Annotated in this window: 18 protein-coding genes; 11 read left to right on the forward strand and 7 right to left on the reverse strand. The window is 64.4% G+C overall.

Features of this window, described 5'->3' with window-relative positions; all coding sequences use genetic code 11:
* Positions 1-151: 151 nt before the first annotated feature.
* The 5 genes from R3P93_RS00005 to R3P93_RS00020 all read left to right on the forward strand — a co-directional run bounded on the left by R3P93_RS00005 (position 152) and on the right by R3P93_RS00020 (position 4,665).
* Positions 152-811 (forward strand): response regulator transcription factor, encoded by a 660-nt coding sequence (locus R3P93_RS00005; RefSeq protein WP_149405221.1) that lies wholly within the window; start codon positions 152-154, stop codon positions 809-811.
* Between the two features lies 1 nt (position 812).
* Positions 813-2,213: a sensor histidine kinase gene (locus tag R3P93_RS00010; protein WP_262498269.1), complete on the forward strand. Its 1,401-nt coding sequence runs from the start codon at positions 813-815 to the stop codon at positions 2,211-2,213.
* Between the two features lie 124 nt (positions 2,214-2,337).
* A complete protein-coding gene (locus tag R3P93_RS00015; protein ID WP_149405222.1) occupies positions 2,338-3,702 on the forward strand; it encodes an MFS transporter in 1,365 nt (454 codons plus the stop codon).
* Positions 3,703-3,727: 25 nt separating this feature from the next.
* Entirely contained in the window at positions 3,728-4,000 is a 273-nt protein-coding gene (locus R3P93_RS24570; RefSeq protein ID WP_394855231.1) for a hypothetical protein, read from the forward strand.
* Positions 4,001-4,005: 5 nt separating this feature from the next.
* Positions 4,006-4,665: a TAXI family TRAP transporter solute-binding subunit gene (locus tag R3P93_RS00020; protein ID WP_394855232.1), complete on the forward strand. Its 660-nt coding sequence runs from the start codon at positions 4,006-4,008 to the stop codon at positions 4,663-4,665.
* 22 nt (positions 4,666-4,687) lie between these two features.
* Here the strand turns inward: R3P93_RS00020 and araA are convergent, their stop codons facing one another.
* Genes araA through araB form a run of 3 tightly spaced genes read right to left on the reverse strand, consistent with a single transcriptional unit; the run spans position 4,688 to position 8,557 of the window.
* On the reverse strand, positions 4,688-6,172 hold the full coding sequence (gene araA / locus R3P93_RS00025) for an L-arabinose isomerase (RefSeq protein WP_317532131.1): 1,485 nt from the start codon (positions 6,170-6,172) through the stop codon (positions 4,688-4,690).
* A gap of 37 nt (positions 6,173-6,209) precedes the next feature.
* A complete protein-coding gene (locus R3P93_RS00030) occupies positions 6,210-6,887 on the reverse strand; it encodes an L-ribulose-5-phosphate 4-epimerase (protein WP_149405225.1) in 678 nt (225 codons plus the stop codon).
* Complete coding sequence (gene araB / locus R3P93_RS00035; RefSeq protein ID WP_317532132.1) at positions 6,884-8,557, reverse strand: ribulokinase; 1,674 nt, start codon at positions 8,555-8,557, stop codon at positions 6,884-6,886. Before araB ends, R3P93_RS00030 begins: the two co-directional genes overlap by 4 nt.
* A 255-nt stretch (positions 8,558-8,812) precedes the next feature.
* On the opposite strand from araB, the gene fdhA reads away from it, so the two are divergent.
* Both fdhA and R3P93_RS00045 read left to right on the forward strand, forming a co-directional pair.
* Positions 8,813-10,030, forward strand: a complete 1,218-nt coding sequence (gene fdhA, locus R3P93_RS00040; protein WP_068046827.1) for a formaldehyde dehydrogenase, glutathione-independent — start codon at positions 8,813-8,815, stop codon at positions 10,028-10,030.
* Positions 10,031-10,057: 27 nt separating this feature from the next.
* Positions 10,058-10,261: a zinc-ribbon domain-containing protein gene (locus R3P93_RS00045; protein WP_068046830.1), complete on the forward strand. Its 204-nt coding sequence runs from the start codon at positions 10,058-10,060 to the stop codon at positions 10,259-10,261.
* 60 nt (positions 10,262-10,321) lie between these two features.
* Here the strand turns inward: R3P93_RS00045 and R3P93_RS00050 are convergent, their stop codons facing one another.
* Positions 10,322-11,479 (reverse strand): beta-ketoacyl synthase N-terminal-like domain-containing protein, encoded by a 1,158-nt coding sequence (locus tag R3P93_RS00050; protein ID WP_317532133.1) that lies wholly within the window; start codon positions 11,477-11,479, stop codon positions 10,322-10,324.
* 191 nt (positions 11,480-11,670) lie between these two features.
* On the opposite strand from R3P93_RS00050, the gene R3P93_RS00055 reads away from it, so the two are divergent.
* Positions 11,671-13,278: a sensor domain-containing protein gene (locus tag R3P93_RS00055; RefSeq protein ID WP_317532134.1), complete on the forward strand. Its 1,608-nt coding sequence runs from the start codon at positions 11,671-11,673 to the stop codon at positions 13,276-13,278.
* A gap of 113 nt (positions 13,279-13,391) precedes the next feature.
* Positions 13,392-14,324 carry a glycoside hydrolase family protein gene (locus R3P93_RS00060; protein ID WP_317532462.1) on the forward strand — a complete coding sequence of 311 codons (933 nt, stop codon included), beginning with the start codon at positions 13,392-13,394 and terminating at the stop codon, positions 14,322-14,324.
* Between the two features lie 14 nt (positions 14,325-14,338).
* On the opposite strand, the gene R3P93_RS00065 is transcribed toward R3P93_RS00060, so the two are convergent.
* The 3 genes from R3P93_RS00065 to R3P93_RS00075 form a co-directional block, all read right to left on the reverse strand.
* A complete protein-coding gene (locus R3P93_RS00065) occupies positions 14,339-15,364 on the reverse strand; it encodes a phosphotransferase family protein (protein ID WP_317532135.1) in 1,026 nt (341 codons plus the stop codon).
* Positions 15,361-16,572, reverse strand: a complete 1,212-nt coding sequence (locus R3P93_RS00070) for an acyl-CoA dehydrogenase family protein (protein WP_317532136.1) — start codon at positions 16,570-16,572, stop codon at positions 15,361-15,363. The genes R3P93_RS00065 and R3P93_RS00070 overlap by 4 nt, the downstream gene beginning before the upstream one ends.
* A gap of 91 nt (positions 16,573-16,663) precedes the next feature.
* Complete coding sequence (locus tag R3P93_RS00075; protein WP_317532137.1) at positions 16,664-17,281, reverse strand: TetR/AcrR family transcriptional regulator; 618 nt, start codon at positions 17,279-17,281, stop codon at positions 16,664-16,666.
* Between the two features lie 153 nt (positions 17,282-17,434).
* On the opposite strand from R3P93_RS00075, the gene R3P93_RS00080 reads away from it, so the two are divergent.
* Together R3P93_RS00080 and R3P93_RS00085 are read left to right on the forward strand one after the other, a co-directional pair.
* Complete coding sequence (locus R3P93_RS00080; RefSeq protein ID WP_317532138.1) at positions 17,435-19,072, forward strand: class I adenylate-forming enzyme family protein; 1,638 nt, start codon at positions 17,435-17,437, stop codon at positions 19,070-19,072.
* Complete coding sequence (locus R3P93_RS00085; protein ID WP_068046850.1) at positions 19,069-20,361, forward strand: MFS transporter; 1,293 nt, start codon at positions 19,069-19,071, stop codon at positions 20,359-20,361. The genes R3P93_RS00080 and R3P93_RS00085 overlap by 4 nt, the downstream gene beginning before the upstream one ends.
* The last annotated feature ends 37 nt before the right edge of the window (positions 20,362-20,398 follow it).

Here is a 20,398-nt window from a genome sequence, read left to right on the forward strand (position 1 = left end):
GGGCCCGCCCGCGACCCCGATAGTTCCTACGCGCACACCCAGCCCAACGACGGCCACCTCGAAATCGAAACAGCCCGTATCCCGCGCATGACACCCGATCGTGAACACTCATGCCCGCGTCCACCCCCGATGGTGGCCTATCTTGAGTTCGATGCGAATTGCTGTGGTGGAAGACGACGACGGACTCGGCGACGCGTTGGTGGACGCGTTGACCGAGGTGGGGCACACGCCTGTCCGTATGCGCCGCGGCGCCGACGCCCTGCTCGGCTACCACGACATGGACGTCGTGCTGCTCGATCTCGGGCTGCCCGACATGGACGGCCTCGAGGTTCTGCGGAAGCTCAGGACGCTGAGTTCGGTTCCGGTGGTGGTACTGACGGCGCGGGACGACGAGCGCTCGGTGGTACGGGCCCTGCGCGGCGGCGCAGACGACTACGTAGTCAAGCCGGCTCGATTGGGTGAATTACACGCCCGACTCGAGGTGGCCGCACATCGTCGAAGTTCGGCGTCGGGACCCGCGGCGGACAGGCTGACGCTCGGGGACGTCGTCGTCGATCTCTCCGGTCGTGCCGTGGAAGTCGGTGGAAGCGCTGTTGCACTGACTACCAAGGAGTTCGACCTGTTGGCGCATCTCGTGACGCGTCGCGGCGAAGCGGTGAGCCGGGAACAGTTGATGGACGCCATCTGGGGCGATGCGTACGTAGCGATCTCGCGGACGCTGGATGTGCACATGACTGCATTGCGTTCCAAGCTCGATCGCCCGGGTGCCATCGTCACCATCCGCGGCTTCGGCTACCGCTGGGACACCTGACGTGCGACGGCGTGTCCTGTTGGTGTTGATGATCTACTCCACCGTCGTCGTGCTTGCGCTGTCGGTTCCTCTCGCGCTCCTGGTCGGTCGCGAACGGGCCCAACGGTTCGGCGAGAACAGGGCCGCGGCAGCATCGTTCTTTGCCGAACTCAGCTCACGAGAAGACGAATCCGGCGTGGCCCGTATCCGAGAATCGGTGCAGCGCTATAACAATCTGTACGAGGAGGGCGTTGCGGTCGTCGACCGCACCGGAGAGGCACGCGCGGTGTCCGGCCTGGACCTGCAGCGCGACGACGTCCAGCAGGCGGTGGCAGGAGCGTTGCGCAATCAGCGTGGTGACCTACCGTCGAGTCTGACGCCGTGGTCGGATTCCTCGGTGTTGATTGCCGCACCGGTCGGTGGGGGCACCCAAGTGGACGGCGCAGTGGTTCTCGAGGCGTCCACCGGTTCTGCGCGTAGGGACGTCGCGATCACCTGGGCGGTCATCGCCCTCGGTGCCATGCTGATTCTCGCAACGGTCGCGGTGATCGCTGTTGCGTTGTCGCGCTGGGTCGTTCGTCCGCTCACCGCACTGTCCTCGCGAGTCCACTCGTTCGGCGACAAGTTCCACGATCAGGCGTCGATCGAAGGTTCGCAACGACTCGAACCGGTGCCCTATGTCGGGCCACCGGAGGTGCGTGAGCTGTCCAGTGCCTTCGAGGCAATGGCCGACGACGTCGAGGCCGCCACCGCTGCGCAACGCCGATTGGTGGCCGATACTGCCCATGCTCTCCGGAACCCACTGGCAGCGTTGCGAATTCGGATGGATGTTCTGGGAATGCGGGTTCCGGATTCGGCAACCGATGCGCACCTGCGGACCACGCTCGAGGTCGATCGTCTGAGCTCCGTTGTGGAAGACCTGCTCGTTCTCGCAGCTGCCGAAACCCCGACGACCACTCGATCCCCAGGGTGTGACCTCGGTGCGGTCGTCGCAGATCGAGTCGGATTCTGGTCGAGCTCGATAGCCGTGGCCGACATGACCGTGCACGTCTCGGAGCCGAAAGCCGACACGGAGTGTCGCGTTGCGATGTCCGAGGACGACCTGACTCGAATTCTCGACGCTCTGCTGAGCAACGCAACCAAGTACGCCGGCTCCGGCACCGGCATCGAGGTCGGCTACCGAACCGGTGACGCGGACGTCACGATGTGGTTGTCCGACAACGGACCCGGCGTGCCTGCAGACGAGCTCGCCAAGGTCGTCGACCGGTTCTATCGAGCGTCGGGTGCGCACGGCGACGGTACCGGTCTCGGTCTGTCGATCGTCCACGCCCTGACCGAGCGAGCCGGTGGATCACTTCGAGTCATGGCGGGTCGACCAGTGGGACTTCGGATCGAGCTGCGGCTTCCGAGGGCCGTTTCCTAAGGGAGTGTTAGGAAATCCGAAACGGCTTGGTTCCAGGCTGTGCTTGCCGTCACAGTAGGGAGGCTTCGGTTGCCGATCGTTGCCCGGCAGCCCAATTGCCCGCTGAATGTGGAAGGACCAAACCATGGCCAACGAGGCCACCTCGCTCACCGGTTCGACGCTCCCGAGTCCACCCGTCTCCTCGCGCGCTGCCACCCGCCGTGCCGTCTTCAACACGTTGCGGGGGTCGTCCGGCAACCTGGTCGAGTGGTACGACGTGTACGTCTACACCGTCTTCGCGACCTATTTCGAGAATCAGTTCTTCGACTCCGCCGACAAGAATTCCACCATCTACGTGTACGGGATCTTTGCGGTCACGTTCTTGATGCGACCGGTCGGGTCGTGGTTCTTCGGCCGCTACGCGGACCGCAACGGGCGCAGGGCAGCGCTGACGTTCAGCGTCTCGATGATGGCGGCGTGCTCGCTGGTCATCGCGCTCACTCCGGGACGAGAGAGCATCGGCGTATGGGCCGCCGTGATCCTGATCCTGTGCCGTCTCGTTCAGGGCTTCGCCACCGGCGGTGAGTACGGTGCGTCGGCGACGTACATGTCCGAGGCCGCCACCCGCGAGCGTCGGGGATTCTTCTCGTCGTTCCAGTACGTCACCCTCGTCGGTGGACACGTGCTCGCACAGGTGACTCTGCTGCTGATGCAGGTGTTCCTCGAGCGCGAGCAGATCGAGGACTTCGGTTGGCGCATAGCCTTCTTCATCGGCGGAGTCGCGGCAGTGGTGGTCTTCTGGCTGCGTCGCAGCATGGACGAATCCCTGACCGAGGATCAACTCGACGCAGTGCGCAGCGGTGCGGACAAAGCCTCCGGCTCACTGAAGGAATTGGTCGCCAACCACTGGCGGGCGTTGCTGATCTGCTTCATGGTGACGGCCGGTGGCACCATCGCGTTCTACACCTACAGCGTCAATGCACCCTCGATGGTCAAGACCGCATACGAGGACCGGGGGATGACCGGTACCTGGATCAACCTCGCCGGTCTGGTCTTCCTCATGCTGCTGCAGCCCATCGGCGGAATGATCAGCGACAAGGTGGGTCGCAAGCCGCTGCTCGTCTTCTTCGGCATCGGAGGCGTGCTGTACACCTACGTACTCATCACGTACCTTCCGACGGCGACGTCGGTGGTCCAGTCACTCGCACTGGTGTGCGTCGGCTACGTCATCCTCACCGGCTACACCTCGATCAATGCGATCGTCAAAGCGGAGCTGTTCCCCTCGCACGTCCGCGCACTCGGCGTCGGCTTGGGGTACGCACTCGCCAACTCGGCCTTCGGCGGCACGGCACCACTGATCTATCAAGCCGCGAAGAACGGTGGGCACGTGGGCTGGTTCATTCTGTACGTGACGGTCGTGATCGCCATCTCGCTGCTGGTGTACATCTTCGTACTGCGCAACAAGTCCGAGACCGTGCTCGACCGAGAGCAGGGCCGAGCGTTCCAGTGACCGGCTACGCCTTACAGTGACTGGCATGGCCGAGCCGGCAGCGTCGTTCTCACGTAGAACGGCGCTGCAGGCCGGTCTGTTGGCCCTGAGCGCTGCCGTCGTGGGTGGCTGCGCCTCGGACCCGCCGATGCAGCTGCGCCTCGCGGCAGGCGAGGTCGGCGGCTTCTTCTGGGAGTTCGCCGGATTGCTGTCCGACGCTGCCGCGAACACCGATGTCGCCGAGGTCGTTCCACTCACGACGGCCGGCTCCGTCGACAACCTCGAGGCGTTGGGTTCACGGCAGGCCGAGCTGCCCTGACGCTCATGGACGCCGCCTACAGTCATCCGAGCGGAGAGCTGGCGGCGGTCGGGTGCGTTTACGAGAACTACTTCCAAGTGGCTGTACGAGCGGACTCGGATATCGAGTCCATGGACGGTCTGCGAGGGAGAAAGGTGAGCATCGGTGCCCCGGGATCCGGTGCCACCGAAGTGTCACAGCGAGTCCTCCGTGCAGCGGGTGTGGCGGACGGCGGTGCTGTCGAACAGGTTCGGCTGTCGATGAGCTCGGCAGCAGATGCACTGACGGGCAACGAAATCGACGCCGTGATGTGGGCGGGCGGGTTGCCGACTCCGGCATTTGCCCAGCCCCGAGCCGCGATTCGTCTACTGGATCTCGGAACCGTCGTCACTGATCTCAGACGCGAATTCGGTACCGCGTACGAGGCGGTGCCGGTGCCGCCGAACGTGTACGGCGAGCATCCGGAGGTCACCACCGTCGGTATTCCGAATCTTCTGCTGGCACATCTGGACGTGCCGGACCGCGTGGTCGCTGCACTGGTGAGTGTGCTTCTCGATCAGTCGTCCGCGCTGGTGCCCGGTCAGGCGATCGGCAGCCAATTTCTCGACGCGCGGTCATTGGTCATGACCGGAAGCATCCCCCTCCACCCCGGAGCCGAACAGGAATACCGAAGACGTCACGGGTGAGCCGGCGGCCGGAGCAACGACCTCACAACTTCGCCGCGAGTCGGTGGTATGCCGCGTTCCATCGCAGTGTCTGTTGGAATTGACGTGTGGTGGTTGCGGAGTCGATGGTGAGCAGCTCGACGCCGATCATGTCCGAGAATGCCTCCAGCACAGGCAGGCCGATCGCGGTACTGAGAACCGTGTGGTGGGGTGCTCCTGCGGTCAGCCACGACTCGGCCGATACCGACAGCGAGGGCTGCGGCTCCCACACAGCGCAGGCCACCGGCAGATTCGGTAGCGCCTCGTCAGGCTCGACGACGTCGATCACGTTGGCCGTCAATCGGAATCGTTCACCGACGTCCGAGAGTCCGACGACGACGCCGTGGCCGGGATCGGCGGTGAAGCGCAGGCGCACCGGGTCTTCGCGGCCGCCGATGGAGAGCGGATGGATCTCGAGCGTAGGCCGCGAGGTCGTGATCGACGGGCACACTTCGAGCATGTGTGCGCCGAGGATCTTCTCGGCCCCCGGGACGAGGTTGTAGGTGTAGTCCTCCATGAACGACGTTCCACCGTCGAGTCCCTCGGCCATCACCTTCATGGCGCGCAACAACATCGAGGTCTTCCAGTCGCCCTCACCGCCGAACCCGTACCCGTCGGCCATCAGGCGCTGCACCGCGAGTCCCGGCAACTGGCGAAGCCCACCGAGATCCTCGAAGTTCGTGGTGAAGGCCGTGAATCCACCGTCGGTGAGGAACTTCCGCAGCCCGGCCTCGACCCGGGCGCCGTACCGGAGCGATTCGTGGCGGTCACCGCCCTTGTCGAGACTCGGTGCGATGTCGTACGACGACCGGTATTCGTCGATCAGGTCGGACACGGCCGATTCGCTCACGCCGTCCACGACCTCGACCAGATCGTTGACGCCGTACGTGTTGACGGAGACTCCGAATCGCAGTTGGGCTTCGACCTTGTCGCCCTCCGTCACTGCGACGTCGCGCATGTTGTCGCCGAAACGTGCCAGGCACAGTGACTTCAACTCCGCGCGGCCGAGAGCTGCTCGCACCCACTGCTCCGCACGCTCGATCACCGCGGGGTTGTCGACGTGGCCTGCCACGATCGTGCGCAGAACACCCACCCGAGATTCGACGTGTCCGAACTCGCGGTCGCCGTGGGCGGCCTGATTGAGATTCATGAACTCCATGTCGATCGTCGACCACGGCAACGACATTCCGGCCTGCGTGTGCAGGTGCAGCAGCGGGACATCCAACGCGTCGAGGCCGGCAATCCACATCTTGGCGGGGGAGAAGGTGTGCATCCAGGTCACGACGCCCACACATTCGTCGGCGGCGTTCGCCTCGCGCATACGGCGCAGAATGGACGACGCGTCGAGCAGCACCGGCTTCCAGACCACCGAGACGGGCAGTGCCGCATCGAGTTTGTCTGCGATCTCGCGAGACTGAACTGCTACCTGCTCGAGGGTCTCGGGGCCGTAGAGGCTTTGGCTGCCGGTGAGAAACCATATTTCGGACATGGGGGTACCTCCGGGGAGAGAAGATCGGGCGCGCCGGTCAGCGCTGGCCGTAGACGTTCTGATAGCGGTCGTAGAGTGCGTCGACCTTCGAGCTCGGAATGGGAAGAGGCTGTCCCAGTTGATAAGCCAGGTGTACCGACCTCGCGACGTCCTCGCACATGACCGCGGCTTTCACCGCAGATCGGGCGGATGGGCCGACCGCGAAGACACCGTGGTTCTGCATGAGGATCGCCGGAGATCGACTGTCGGCGAGGGTATCGACGATGCCGCGTCCGATCGAGTCGTCGCCTATCACGGCGAAGGGGCCGACCGGAATGTCTCCGCCGAATTCGTCCGCGCACATGGTGGTGACCACAGGGATGGGTTCTCCTCGGGCCGCCCACGCCACCGCGTAGGGCGAATGTGTGTGCACCACACCGCCGATGTGGTCGAGATGCCGGTACACATAGGCCTGCGCCTCGGTGTCCGAGGAGGGTGCATGGTCACCCTCGACCACCCTGCCGTGCAGATCGCACACCACCATGTTGCCGGGCGTGAGGTCGTCGTAGGAGACTCCGCTGGGCTTGATGACCATGAGGTCCCGGCCGGGGACCCTCGCCGAGACGTTGCCTGCCGTCCAGACCACCAGTCCGTAGCGCACCAACTCGGCGTGCAATCTGCACACGTCACGGCGCACTTCCTCGATGACCTCGCGCACATCGTCGACGACCGTCATGACGCGTCCACCTTTCGCGTCAGTGCGTCACGTCGAAGCGCCCGCAGTCGGCGCATGGTCGGCACGTCTCGGCCGAATCGATCGTGTAACTCCAGATAGATCTCGAACAGGGAATCGTAGGCCGCCGAGCGTGATTCGTCGGGCACGAATGCGCCGCGACGTACCTTGCCCATCGATTTCGCCGCGACGGGTACATCGGGGTAGCACCCGGCTGCCACCGCGGCATGGATGGCCGATCCCAGTGCCGGTCCCTGTGCAGAAGCGATGACCGACAACGGCATTCGCAGCACATCGGCGTATATCTGCATCAGGAGCGGGTTGCGTGCCAACCCTCCCGCCACCACGAACTCCTCGACCGGAACGCCGCTGTCGCGGAACGTCTCGACGATGACTCGGGTTCCGTACGCCGTTGCTTCGAGTAGCGCGCGGTAGGTGTCCTCGGGCCGCGTCGCCAGCGTGGTTCCGATGACCAACCCGGAGAGTTCGTGATCGACCAGGACCGATCGGTTTCCGCTGTGCCAGTCGAGCGCGACGAGCCCGTGCTCACCCACGTCCTGCGTCTGCGCGAGACGCGTCAGGTGCTCGTGTACCGACTCACCCGCCGCTTCCGCCGCCTCGCTGTACGACGCGGGAACCGAGGTCCGTGTGAACCATCCGAAGATGTCGCCGACGCCGCTCTGTCCTGCCTCGTAGCCGAAGGATCCGGCGACGATTCCACCGTCCACCACCCCGCACATGCCGGGAACTTCCTTCAGGACGGTCGAACTCATCACGTGGCAGGTCGAGGTTCCCATGATGGCGACCATCCGGCCCGGTTCCACCGCTCCGGCCGCGGGGGCCGTCACGTGCGCGTCGACGTTGCCGACCGCGACGGCGATGCCCTCGGGCAGCCCAGTCCAGTGCGCGGCTTCGGCGGTCAATGTACCTGCGCGAGAACCCAACTCGCCCAACGGCTGATCGAGTTTGTCGGCGACGAAGGAGCCGAAGCCCGGTGCCAACTCGCTGAGGAAGTCCGCGGACGGGTAGTGCCCGTCCTGATAGATGCCCTTGTATCCGGCAGTGCACGCATTGCGCACGTAGTGTCCGCAGAGCTGCCAGACGATCCAATCGGCCGCTTCGACCCATCGGTCCATCGCGTCGTAGATCTCGGCGTCTTCCTCGTGGATCTGCAGCGCCTTGGCGAACTCCCATTCCGAGGAGATCAGTCCGCCGTAGCGAGGGAGCCAACTCTCGCCGCGCTGTTCTGCCAGTTCGTTGATGCGGTCCGCCTGCCCCTGTGCTGCATGGTGTTTCCACAATTTCACGTACGAGTGCGGCCGATCGGCGAAGCGCGGATCCTCACACAGCGGAGTGCCGTCGGCGTAGGTGGGCACCATGGTGCACGCGGTGAAGTCGGTACCGATGCCGACGACCTGGTCGGGTTCGATGCCCGCGGCGGCCAGAGCAGCAGGCACCGCGCGGCGCAGGACGTCGCGATAGTCGTCGGGCACCTGCAGTGCCCACGCGTCGGGCAGCCGGACCGTGCCGCCGGGCAGCGTCTCCTCGAGCACCGCGTGTCGGTAATCGTGGACTGCCGAGGCAATTTCGGCACCGTCGGACACGCGAACGACGACGGCGCGTCCGGACAGGGTGCCGAAATCGACACCTACCGTGTACTGGTCAACCGGCATGCAGAACTCCTTCGCGGTGCCACTCGCTGTGACGTGTGCAACACAGTGTGAGCGCTAACATCGGTCGAGTCAAGTGTGTGGGATGCATCGGTTCATCGAGTGCGAGGCGAGAGTGTTCACTCGCGCCGATTCGAGTTTCTCGTCAACGCACCTATTCGCAACTGTGCATACTGGTGTGAGGCAGGCCACAGGTGCGATCGGGTCGATGATCTCGGCTCGATGAGCACACAACTCACTCGACGAAGAGGAGAACTCATGGCAGACAACCGCGCAGTGACGTACGCAGGACCGGGCAAAGTGGAAGTCCAGGACATTGCTTTTCCGGGCCTGGAGTTGACCGACGGCCCTGGAGTGAACCCGGCGAACATCGGCCGCAAGTGCGAGCACGGAGTGATCCTCAAGGTTGTCTCGACCAACATCTGCGGCAGTGATCAGCACATGGTTCGCGGGCGAACCACTGCACCCGAGGGGTTGGTGCTCGGTCACGAGATCACCGGTGAGATCGTCGAGGTCGGTAGAGACGTCGAGTTTCTGAAGGTCGGTGACATCTGCTCCGTACCGTTCAACATCGCCTGCGGCCGGTGTCGTAACTGCAAGGAGCGCAAGACCGGAATCTGTCTGAACGTCAACCCCGATCGACCGGGTTCGGCATTCGGCTACGTGGACATGGGCGGTTGGGTCGGCGGCCAAGCCGAATACGTCATGGCACCGTACGCAGATTTCAATCTGCTCAAGTTTCCCGATCGTGACCAGGCCCTGGAGAAGATTCTGGACCTGACCATGCTGTCGGACATCTTTCCCACCGGGTTCCACGGGGCGGTGACCGCAGGGGTGAAACCCGGTGCGACGGTGTACATCGCGGGTGCGGGTCCGGTCGGCCTCGCCGCCGCTGTCGGCGCACAACTATTGGGAGCGTCGGTGGTGATCGTCGGCGACATGAACGCCGACAGGCTCGCCCAAGCGCGAACGTTCGGTTGCGAGACCGTCGACGTGGGCAAGGGAGCTCCGCAGGATCAGATCGAGCAGATCCTCGGAGTCCCCGAGGTCGACGCGGCCGTCGATGCGGTGGGATTCGAAGCCCGCGGACACGGCGGAGATTCGTCTCGTGAAGCGCCTGCGACGGTTCTCAATTCGTTGATGGACATCACCACGGCCGGCGGCGGAATCGGCATCCCGGGGCTGTACGTCACCGGAGACCCCGGTGGCGTGGACGAGGCGGCCCAGCGCGGCGCGCTGTCGTTGAGTCTCGGCACCGGTTGGGCGAAGTCGCTGTCGTTCGCCACCGGTCAGTGCCCGGTGATGAGCTACCACCGTGAATTGATGAATGCGATTCTGAAGGAACGTGTCTCGATCGCCAAGGCCGTGAACGCCACCGTCATCTCGCTCGACGACGCACCACGCGGCTACCGTGAATTCGACAGCGGAGTCGCACAGAAGTTCGTCATCGATCCCCACGGCATGATCGCGAGCTGACTCCGTCCGGACCCCTAGGCTGGTGTCATGTTTCTTCTCTTCGGTTTCGGCAGCAAGCGCAAACACATCGGCCCGGGGGCAACCCGAAACTGTCCGCGGTGCCACAACACCACCCAGTGGGCGCGGATGAAGCAGTACCAGCAATTCACGCTGTTCTTCGTTCCGGTCGCACGCTGGAAGCGCGTCGAGTTCGAGGAATGCGGAATCTGCGGTAACGCAGCGCAGGTCTGAAGTCTGCACGTCGAGCCGGCAGCCCGCGACCACGCGGGCTGCCGGACCGACGAGTGCAGCTCACGCTGGAGCCAACACCACCACCGAGTTGTGTCCGCCCATTCCCAATGACGATTTCACAGTCAATCCTGCCTCGGCGGTGGTGAATCCGTCGAGCAGCAGGGGATGAGCATCAGAGACCTGCGGGGCCGCCGGAACGAGTCCGCGCTCGAATCCCATGACTGCCGATACGGTTTCGATTGCCGAGGCCGCCCCCTGGCAATGTCCCGTCAGTGGCTTCACCGAGTACACCTGTGCGTGGGATCGAAGCACCGTCTCCAACATCGCAGTTTCGGCCGCATCGCACTGTGCGGTGCCGGGACCATGAGCGTTGAGATACCGCACCTGCCGGGCAGTGACGTCGGCGTCGACCAACGCCTGCTCGAAGCAGGCCCGCACCTGGGTGAGCGCAGGGTCGATCGAGGTGGCATGAAACGCGTCGTGTGTCATCGAACCGCCCAGTACCCGCGCGTACGAGGCCGAGCTTCGCGTCGACAGAACGAATGCCGTTGCAGCCTCACCCATTCCGAACCCGCGGCTGCCTTCCTGGAAGGGGCGGCAGCCGTCCTGGGGCTCCACGTCCACGATGCCGACGCCCAGTTTCACGAAGTGGTCGATGTTCTCCGGAGTCAGAGACAGATCGGTGGCCACGAACACCACGTCGTCGACGAACCCGGTATCGAGCCACATCTTGGCGGTGAGCAGCCCTGCATTGCCCGACGCGCACATCGCCGAGACATTCATGGCCGGCCCGTGAAAGCCGTATTCCTGCATCAGTAGGGACACCGGAGTCGACGGCATCAGCGTGAGATAGTCGCGAACCCGGCGTTCGCCGCCGTCGTGCAGATAGAAGTTGCGCCACTCGTCCACTTCACCCAGAACGACGGCGTGGATGAGACCCACTCGTCGACCGGGTTGCCAGCCCCGCGCCATCGCGTCGTCGATGGCCTCCCGCGCTGCCCCGCGAAGTGCCCGCCCGAATCGGCTGGTGCCATCGCTCCGGTCCCCGCCGTCGGGGACTTTCGCCAGCCACACCGGGTTCTGCCCCGGTCGGGTGTGGTCGTGGTGCAGCGTGGCCGCCGCCTTGCCCGTGGACAGGCCGTCCCAGAGGGCGGCTGCGCCCCAGCCGTAGCCGGACAGTGCGCCGATACCGGTGATGTCGATGCCGAGAGAGCTCACGTCGAAATCCGTTTCTTGTCGAGTTACGCGAACCGGATTCGGCTCGCTCCTCGATTTAGCCCCGCAAACAGGCGTCAGGTCCAGCCGAGAAACCGGACATAAAGCTCAAAACAGACATGAGTCGCCAACGGCACGTTCGTAAGTGGTTCAATCGGGTGTTGACCGTCCGTCTACGATCGCGAGGACCGAGCATGGCTCCAGGGGAGCGTGATGGCGTCGGCGACCCCCGATCGAGTCCCGCGTTGCCCGGGCTCGCCGATCGCTACCGGGTTCTCGTCGAACATTCGCCGGACGCCATCGGTGTCCATCGACGAGGCATCCTCGTCTACCTCAACCCTGCCGGGATGCGGTTTCTGCGTGCCGAGGCAGCAACAGACGTCATCGGGCATCCGATCACGAAGTTCATCGCCGCCGAATCGGTGGGCCCCATGCTCGCGCGGATCGCCGCGCTCGACACACACGGCACCGCCAGCGCCGCGTCGGAAGCGACGGTGCTGGCCCTCGACGGGACGACACTGGCGATGGAAGCGGTATCGGTGCGCACGGTGTGGAACGGTGAGCCGGCGTTTCAGGTCATTCTTCGCGATCTCACCGAACACAAGGCGGCGCAGAAGGCGCTGCAGAAGCAAGCCGCTCTGGTCGAGCACGTCAGCGATGCCATCATCGGTGTGTCCGCCGACGGTCTGGTGTCGAGCTGGAATCCCGCTGCGGAGTCGGTCTACGGTCGACCGGCAGCGGACGTGCTCGGCCGTGACGTGTCGGCGGCCGTCGGGGTGCCCTGCGATCCGGCCGCGATTCTCGCTGTCGGCGGCCGACTGACGGATTCCCATCGACATGCCGACGGGACGGCGCTTGCGGTGATCGTGTCGGCTGCCCAGATGCCCGACGGTTACGTGTTGGTCTGCGCCGACCAGAGCGCAGTACGCAGAGTCGAGGATCATTTCACCGCGGTCGTGGAATCGCTGGAGGCCGGTGTCGTCGTTCTCGATCACACCGGCCGTATCGAATCGGCGAACCTGGCTGCGAAGACCATTCTCGACATCCAGGTCGGGTTGGCGACCGCAGGACAGGCATCGGTTCTTCCGTTTCGGGTGTACGGCACCGACGAAGAGCCGATTCACCCGTTCGAGCATCCGGTCGCCGTCACCAGGAAAACCGGTGAGCCCTGCCAGGCGGTGATCGGGGTCGAGCGTCGCCGAGACGGTCGGAACTTCTGGTTGTCCTTGACGGCGACGATGCTCACCCCGGTCGACCCGAATCCCTCCGTGGTGGCGACGTTCGTCGACATCACCGACACCTATCGGATGAGCATGAAGCTCGAGCATGCTGCGACGCATGACGACCTGACCGGTCTGCCGAACAGGCCCCTGATTCTGGCTCGCCTCGACGAACAGCTGGCCAAGCCCGATCGCGAGGACTCCATGGCCGTGCTGTTCATCGACCTCGACAACTTCAAGACCATCAACGATCTGCACGGTCATACTGTCGGCGACGCCGTTCTGGGGGTGGTCGCAGACCGACTGACACGCGCGCTCCCGGCCGATGCCTTCGTGGGTCGTATCGGGGGTGACGAGTTCGTGGCGGTCGTTTCGCGGTGCGTCGGTACCGAGGCCGACGACGTTCGTGCCGAACTGGCCACGCCCATCACCGCCGCGGGACGAGTGTTGACGGTGACGGCGAGCATCGGTGTCGTCACCGTCGACCGCGACGACACCCGAAGTGCACTGGACATACTCGACGATGCCGATCACGAGATGTACCAGGCCAAGCCCGCAACCCAGTACATTTCGCATTCATAACAACATCGGTAACGATCTGTTGTAGCTGTTACCAAAGTTACGCATGGTGCGTACGGGTCGGACATACTTCCTCGGTGACATTCACCGCACGCAGGTTCCTGTTCGTCGTCCCGATGGTGATCCTGACTGTCGCCGGACTGCTGTTCTCCGCCGCAGGGACAGGTGGCGCTGCACCCTCCGCGTGGCGCTACACGATGGTGGCGTTCAGCAACGACAGTGATCGAGACATGGATGTCTACCAATCCAGCGACGGTACCGATTTCGCAGCACTGCAGACATCGGCGTACCGACCTCCGTCCGGGGTGGTGCGCGACGCGAGCATCTTCCGGCAAACCGACGGGATGTACTACGTGACGTACACGACCGGCGGCGGTGCGAACATCGGCTTCGCGCGCAGCAGTGACCGCGTGAACTGGACGTTCCTGCAGAACTTCCCGATCCCGTTCTGCTGTGCTTTCCTTCCGGGCACCGGAGCCGGAACCGGATCTGCCAGCCCTCCCGGATTCAGCGGATCGGCCGGCTTCTCGGACGGACCGTCGTTGTCTCCGTTCACCACGAAGGCATGGGCACCCGAGTGGTTCGTCGAGGGTGACCGCGTCAGCGTCATCGTCTCCCTGTCGACCGGCGGAGGGTTCGTGCCGTATCTGATGACGGCCATGGATCCAGGCCTGAGGATGTGGAGCTTCCCGGTTCCGTTCGTCGGCATCGGAGCGGACCACATCGACACCACGGTGGTCAAGGTAGGGCCGACCTACCACGCGTTCACCAAGAACGAGACCCACAAGGTCATCGAGCACTGGACGGCACCGTCGTTGATCGGGCCGTACACCGTCGTTCCCACCCGCGATTTCGGACCACTGAAAGAAGGCCCGGCAGTCATCGAGTTGCCCGACGGCACCTGGCGGTTGTACTACGACGACTACACCAACCGAAAGTACTTCTACTCCGACAGCACGGACGGGCTGAACACCTGGTCCGAGCCACAGGAGCTTCCGGGTGTGTCCGGCACCGTCCGCCACGTCGGTGTGATGAGAGAACCTGCCTGACAGCGGGGTTCGCGTCAGTCGGTGGTTCCTGCGAGTGCTCGCAGCCCGGCCGCGATGAACTCCCCGGTGGCCTCGGCGGCCTTGCCTGCACCGGCCCCGGTGTCGGAGCCCGACAGCGCACGGTAGGTGATTCCCTCGCCGATCACTCCGAGTTTGAAATTGGCGAGGGCGAGGTAGAAGCCCCAATCATGAAGCTCCCGACCGGATTCCACTGCGTAGTGTTGCGCGAGGTCTGCCGCGGAGGGGTACCGATCGCTCGTCCAGGCAGCGTCCGCGCCGAGGACCGCATCGAAGACCGGTTGGCGGTAGATGCACATCAGCGCCACGTCGGTCAGCGGATCGCCGAGCGTGGACATCTCCCAGTCCACCACCGCGGCAACGGAACCGACGTCATGTGCGTCGAGAATGGTGTTGTCGACGCGATAGTCGCCGTGCACGATGGACGACGCAGATCCCGCCGGTACTGCTGCTTCCAGCGCACGATGCAATCGTTCGACGTCGGGTAGATCACGAGTCTTGACTCGTTCCCACTGCCGAGCCCACGTCGCGACCTGTCGCGAGACGAACCCGTCGGGACGGCCGAAGCTGCCGAGGCCCACAGAGTCGGGATCGACCGCATGCAGCCTGGCGAGCACTCGGACCAACTCGGCGGCGTTCTCGGTGACCTGCGCATCCGTCAGATCGCGAAGATCCTCGCGGCTACGAACGACTCGGCCGGGTACGAAGTCGACGACGGTCATGGGTGCACCGAGCACCGAGCCGTCTCGATCGAACGCAATGGTCCCGGCGACCGGAACGTCGGTGGATGCAAGCGCTTCCGTGACGGCCCACTCGCGGGCCATGTCGTGCGCCGAGGGGGTGAGCCCACTCGTGGGAGGGCGGCGAACAACCCATGTCGAGGAGTCGTCGAATGCCTTGTAGGTGAGATTGGAGCGACCCCCGCTGATCATCTCGACCGACAGTTCACCGTCGACCTCGATGCCGTTCCCTCGCAGGAACTGCTCGAGCGCATCGCGATTCATGCCCGGAAGTTCGCTCACGACTGTGCCTCCCGCGCTGCGCGCTTGGCTGCACCGATCGTCCGCTTGGCGATGGCCCAGCGGTGTACCTCGGACGGGCCGTCGTACACACGGAACGGACGCACCTCGCGTGAGAGCCTCGCCAGCGGAAGATCGTCCGATACGCCGAGCCCCCCGCACATCTGAATGCTGCGGTCGACGATGCGGAAGATCGCCTCGGCGGCGAACGTCTTGGCAATGGAGGTCTCGTTGCTCGCGTGCCCACCCCGATCCAGCTCGAAGCAAGCCTTGATCAGCAGTGCGCGGGTCGCCGCGATGTCGATCTCGTTGTCCGCGACCATCTTCTGCACCATGCCGAGATCGCCGAGCTTGCCGCCGAATCCCTCGCGCTGAGCGACCTGCGCCACGGCGATGTCGTGGGCCCGCCTGGAAGCTCCGAGCCACCGCATCACGTGAGTCATGCGGGCGGGGCCCAGACGTACCTGGGCGTAGGCGAATCCTTCGTCGACGGCTCCGAGCACGTTCTCGTCGGGCACGAACACGTTCTCGAAGAACACCTCGCAGTGACCGCCGATCATGGCCTTGTCCAGGGTGCCGATATGTCGGCCGACCGTGATGCCCACAGTGTCGGCGGGGGCGAGGAACATCGTCGCTCCGCCTCGATCGCCGGGCTTACCGGAGGTGCGAGCCATGATGATGAAGAACCCGGCACCATCGGCACCGGTGATGAACCACTTGTGTCCGTTGATCTTCCAGCCGCCCTCGACCTGTTCCGCCGCGGTGGTCAGGGCCGACGGATCGGAACCGGCACCCGGTGCGGGTTCGGTCATCGCGAAAGCCGAGCGCATGTCACCGCGCGCCAGGGGGGCGAGAAACTGCTCCTTCTGTGCCGCCGACGCGATGTGCGCGAGCATGTGGACGTTGCCCTCGTCGGGCGCACCGAGGTTCAGCGCGATGGGGCCGAACAGTGAATAACCGGCTTCCTCGAACACCGGAGCGCGGTCACTCATGGACAGACCGTGGCCGCCGTATTCGACGGGGGCATGTGGGGCGAACACGCCGGCATCCTTGGCGGCCGCCTGCATCTCGACGCGAAGTCGGTCGCCGCCGGCATCGGCGACGTTCCCCAGAAATCTGTCCTCGATGGGAAGCACGTGTTCGCGAGTGAACGTGCGTGTCCTCTCGATCAACTTCTCGATGTCGGGGTCGAATGTCAGATCGATGGCCACGATGCGCTCCCATTCCGGTGCCGACCGAACACTCGCTCGGTCACTGGAAGGTTGGCACAATCACTCGATCGGGTCAAGGATTCCGGGGCAGCTACTCCGGCCCGCCGGTCGTAGCTCCGACCGTACGACGGGCAATGTCGAGATACACCGCCACCAGCTCGCTCGGAGACAGCGGCCCGTCGGGTCGATACCACGTTGCGACACCGACGCACATCGTCGTGACGGCTCGGCTGGCATCCGCCGGGTGCGGAGTGTCGAAGACGCCGGACTCGACGCCGTCGACGACGATGGCGTCGAGCACTCGTTGTTCCTCGTCCCGCTTCGCGATGTATGCGGCGCGATTCGCGGATTCGAGGCTGCGAATCTCCGTCGAACACACGAAGGCGGCGTCGCGTCGGTGAATGTGGAACAGCAGCAGGGACTCCACGACCGCGTCGAACCGATCGCTCGGCAACGGCCCTGCTTCGTTCTCGGCCGATCGAGTCCGATCCAGCAGTTCGTCCATCGACGCGTCCATGATGCCGACCAACAGCGCCTGCTTCGATGGAAAGTGGTGGTACAGGCCGGGAACGGACAGGCCGGCACCTGCAGCGATCTGCCGCACCGATGTGCCGTGGTACCCCTGCTCGACGAACGTGTTCAACGCCGACGCCAATGCTGGGGAGAGGTTCGATCCCTCGTACGTGCGCCAGATGCGGGTCGCGGTCATGCGCTTACCGTAGAGGTCGACCGGGGTGTCGCCGGCCGCTACGCACCGGGTTGACACCGAAGTTGTGATCCGCAACACTGTGAACACCTTCACCGAGCGAGTGTTCGGTCGGTCCTCCTGGGCCGAGATTCCGGTCAACCGAAAGGGCCGTCCATGACCCTCGACAGAGCGATCGGGCCTGCAACCGTCCTCGATGGATGGCGTAGGAGAGTGTCCGATGCCCCGGACCGGCCGGCGCTGGCGTACTTCGACACCGTGCTCACCGCCCGCGAGGCGGACGAGGCATCCGACGCCCTTGCGGCCGCCATGATCGACCGCGGAGTGACGCGCGGCGACCGTGTCGGCATCTATCTGCAGAACATTCCGCAGTACCCCCTGACCTTTCTCGCGCTGTGGAAGATCGGGGCGGTCGCGTTGATCCTCAACCCGATGTACCGCAATCGCGAACTGCGAACGCTGATCGACGACGCAGAACCGATCGCGCTCGTCTGCGACGAACAAGATCTCGAAGCCCTCGGTTCGACACTGCGGGGTAGTACGGTTCGGCTACTCGTGAGCACCAGTGGACTGGACCTGCAGACTCGCAACGACCCGCGCGTCTTCTCTTCGACGTCTCGCGTGACCCCCCGGCCCGACGACGATCTGATGGGCCTGATCGATCTGTACCGTGGCCGGTCCATTCCCGAATTCGCCCCGCACCCGGACGATCTCGCGCTCCTGGCCTACACGTCCGGAACCACGGGACCGCCGAAGGGTGCGCAGATCTCGCATGCGAACGCATTTGCGACGGCTCTGGATTTCGGGGAACGGGCCGGTCTCGCCGACGGGGACGTCGTGTTCGCCGTCGCGCCGCTGTTTCACATCACCGGCGCGATGCTCGACGCGGCGGTTGCTCTGATACGCGACTGTGTGCTCGTCTTCGCTCACCGTTTCCATGCGGCAGTCACTCTCGACGCCTTCGTCGAGCACCGCGTCACGTACACCATCGGGTCGATCACGGTGTTCAACGCGATCTCCGAGACTGCAGATGCGACGCGTGCCCACTTCGAGTCGGTGAAAGCCTTGTACTCCGGCGGCGCGCCCATCCCGCCCGCATCGGTCACCGCTTTCGAGTCCGCATTCGGGTGCTACATCCACAACGCGTACGGCATGACCGAAACGACAGCGGGCGTCATCGCGGTGCCGCCCGGCGCCCGAGCGCCGGTGGACTCCGCCAGTGGGTCGCTGTCCGTCGGGCTACCGTTGCCGCGAGTGACGTTGCGTACGTTGGACTCCTCCGGGGAGCCGACGGCCGCGGGAATCGCGGGGGAACTGGAGATCTCGGGTCCGCAGGTGGTCTCGGGCTACTGGCGCAATCCCGATGCGACCGCGTCGACGATGCCCGAAGGTCGACTTCGTACGGGAGACGTGGCGATCATCGACGACGGCGGATGGGTGTATCTCGTCGACCGGCTCAAGGATCAGATCAACGTGTCGGGGTACAAGGTCTGGCCCCGAGAAGTCGAGGACACCCTCTACGAACATCCCGCGGTGTTCGAGGCCGCCGTGGTGGGCAGGCCCGACGACTACCAGGGCGAATCGGTGGTGGCCTACGTATCCCTGCGCAACGGCACCACGGTGACGCCGGATGCGCTGGTGGACTTCGCGCGCGACCGACTGGCGGCCTACAAACGCCCGAAGGTCATTCACATCATCGACGAACTTCCCAAGACCCAGACCGGGAAGATTCGGCGTGCAGCACTCAAACCTGTTCCAGTGCAAACTCATTCGACCGAAAGTGACACTCCATGACCGTCGGATCATCACGCGATACCCGCTCGGCACCCGATATCTCCTCGCGGAAGAAATCGTTGTTCGCCAGCACCGTAGGCAACGTTCTCGAATGGTACGAGTGGAGCGCCTACGCGGTGTTCGCACCGTTCATCGCGGCGGCGATGTTCAGCCAGGCAGATCCGGTCTCGGCACTGCTGTCGACGTTGGCAGTGTTCGCCGTCGGATTCCTGATGAGGCCCCTCGGCGGCATCGTGTTCGGCCGGATCGCGGACAAGAAGGGCCGCAAGTTCGTTCTCGTCACCACGATGCTCATGATGGCGACCGGCAGCCTGCTGATCGGCATCATGCCCACCTACGGTGCGATCGGTGCCTGGGCCTCGGTGCTGCTCTTGCTCGCACGCGTCATGCAGGGATTCGCGCACGGCGGTGAGTCGGCGACGGCGTACTCCTACGTCGGCGAGATCGCACCGCCGAACCGTCGGGGCATGTGGGGAAGCGTCGCGTTCGTCGCTATCTTCGGCGGGTCGGCTCTGGCGTACACGGTCGGTGGCGTCATCACCTCGACGCTGTCGGAATCGGCTGTCGGCCAGTGGGGTTGGCGTATCCCGTTCCTGCTGGGCGCACTCCTGGCGTTGTTCGCGCTCTACCTGCGCAAGAACATGGACGAGAGCGAGGTCTTCGATTCGGAGCAGAACAAGGTGGAACAGGCACCGATCGCACGCAAGACCGTCGTCAAGGCGATCGTGCTGATGATCGGAATGACGTCGGGAATCACTGCGGCGCACTACACCTGGACCTCCTACGTCTCGACGTTCGCCATCACGCAGCGGGGGATGAACCCGGACACCGCGTACTGGATGCTCGTCGTCGCTCAGTTGATTGCGCTGGTGTCCCTGCCGTTCTTCGGTCGTCTCTCGGATTCGATCGGTCGACGGCCGATGCTGGCCGCCTTCGCCGTGCTGATGTTCGTGCTGCAGATCCCGCTGACGATGATGATCTCGACGCAATGGTGGTCACTGCTGCTCCCGTCGACGGTGGCGCTGCTCGTCATCGCCGTCCCGGCATCCATCCTTTCCTCGACTCTCTCGGAGAGCTTTCCCACCCGACTCCGCACGCAGGCAATCGGATTCGCCTATTCGTTCTCGGTAGCGGTGTTCGGCGGAACTGCGCCGTATCTCAACCAGCTCTTCCTCGGCCTCGACTTGGGCTGGGTGTTCGGTGTGTACATCATGTTCCTGGCCGCTCTGACCGGTGTCGCCTGCTTCTTCATGAAGGAAACCAAGGGAATTCGACTCGAAGACGTGTGATCCGAACCGGCCGAGTTTGCTCCTGACGTGGCGTGAG

The sequence above is a fragment of the Rhodococcus cerastii genome (assembly GCF_033042195.1).
In the GTDB taxonomy this organism is placed as follows: domain Bacteria; phylum Actinomycetota; class Actinomycetes; order Mycobacteriales; family Mycobacteriaceae; genus Rhodococcoides.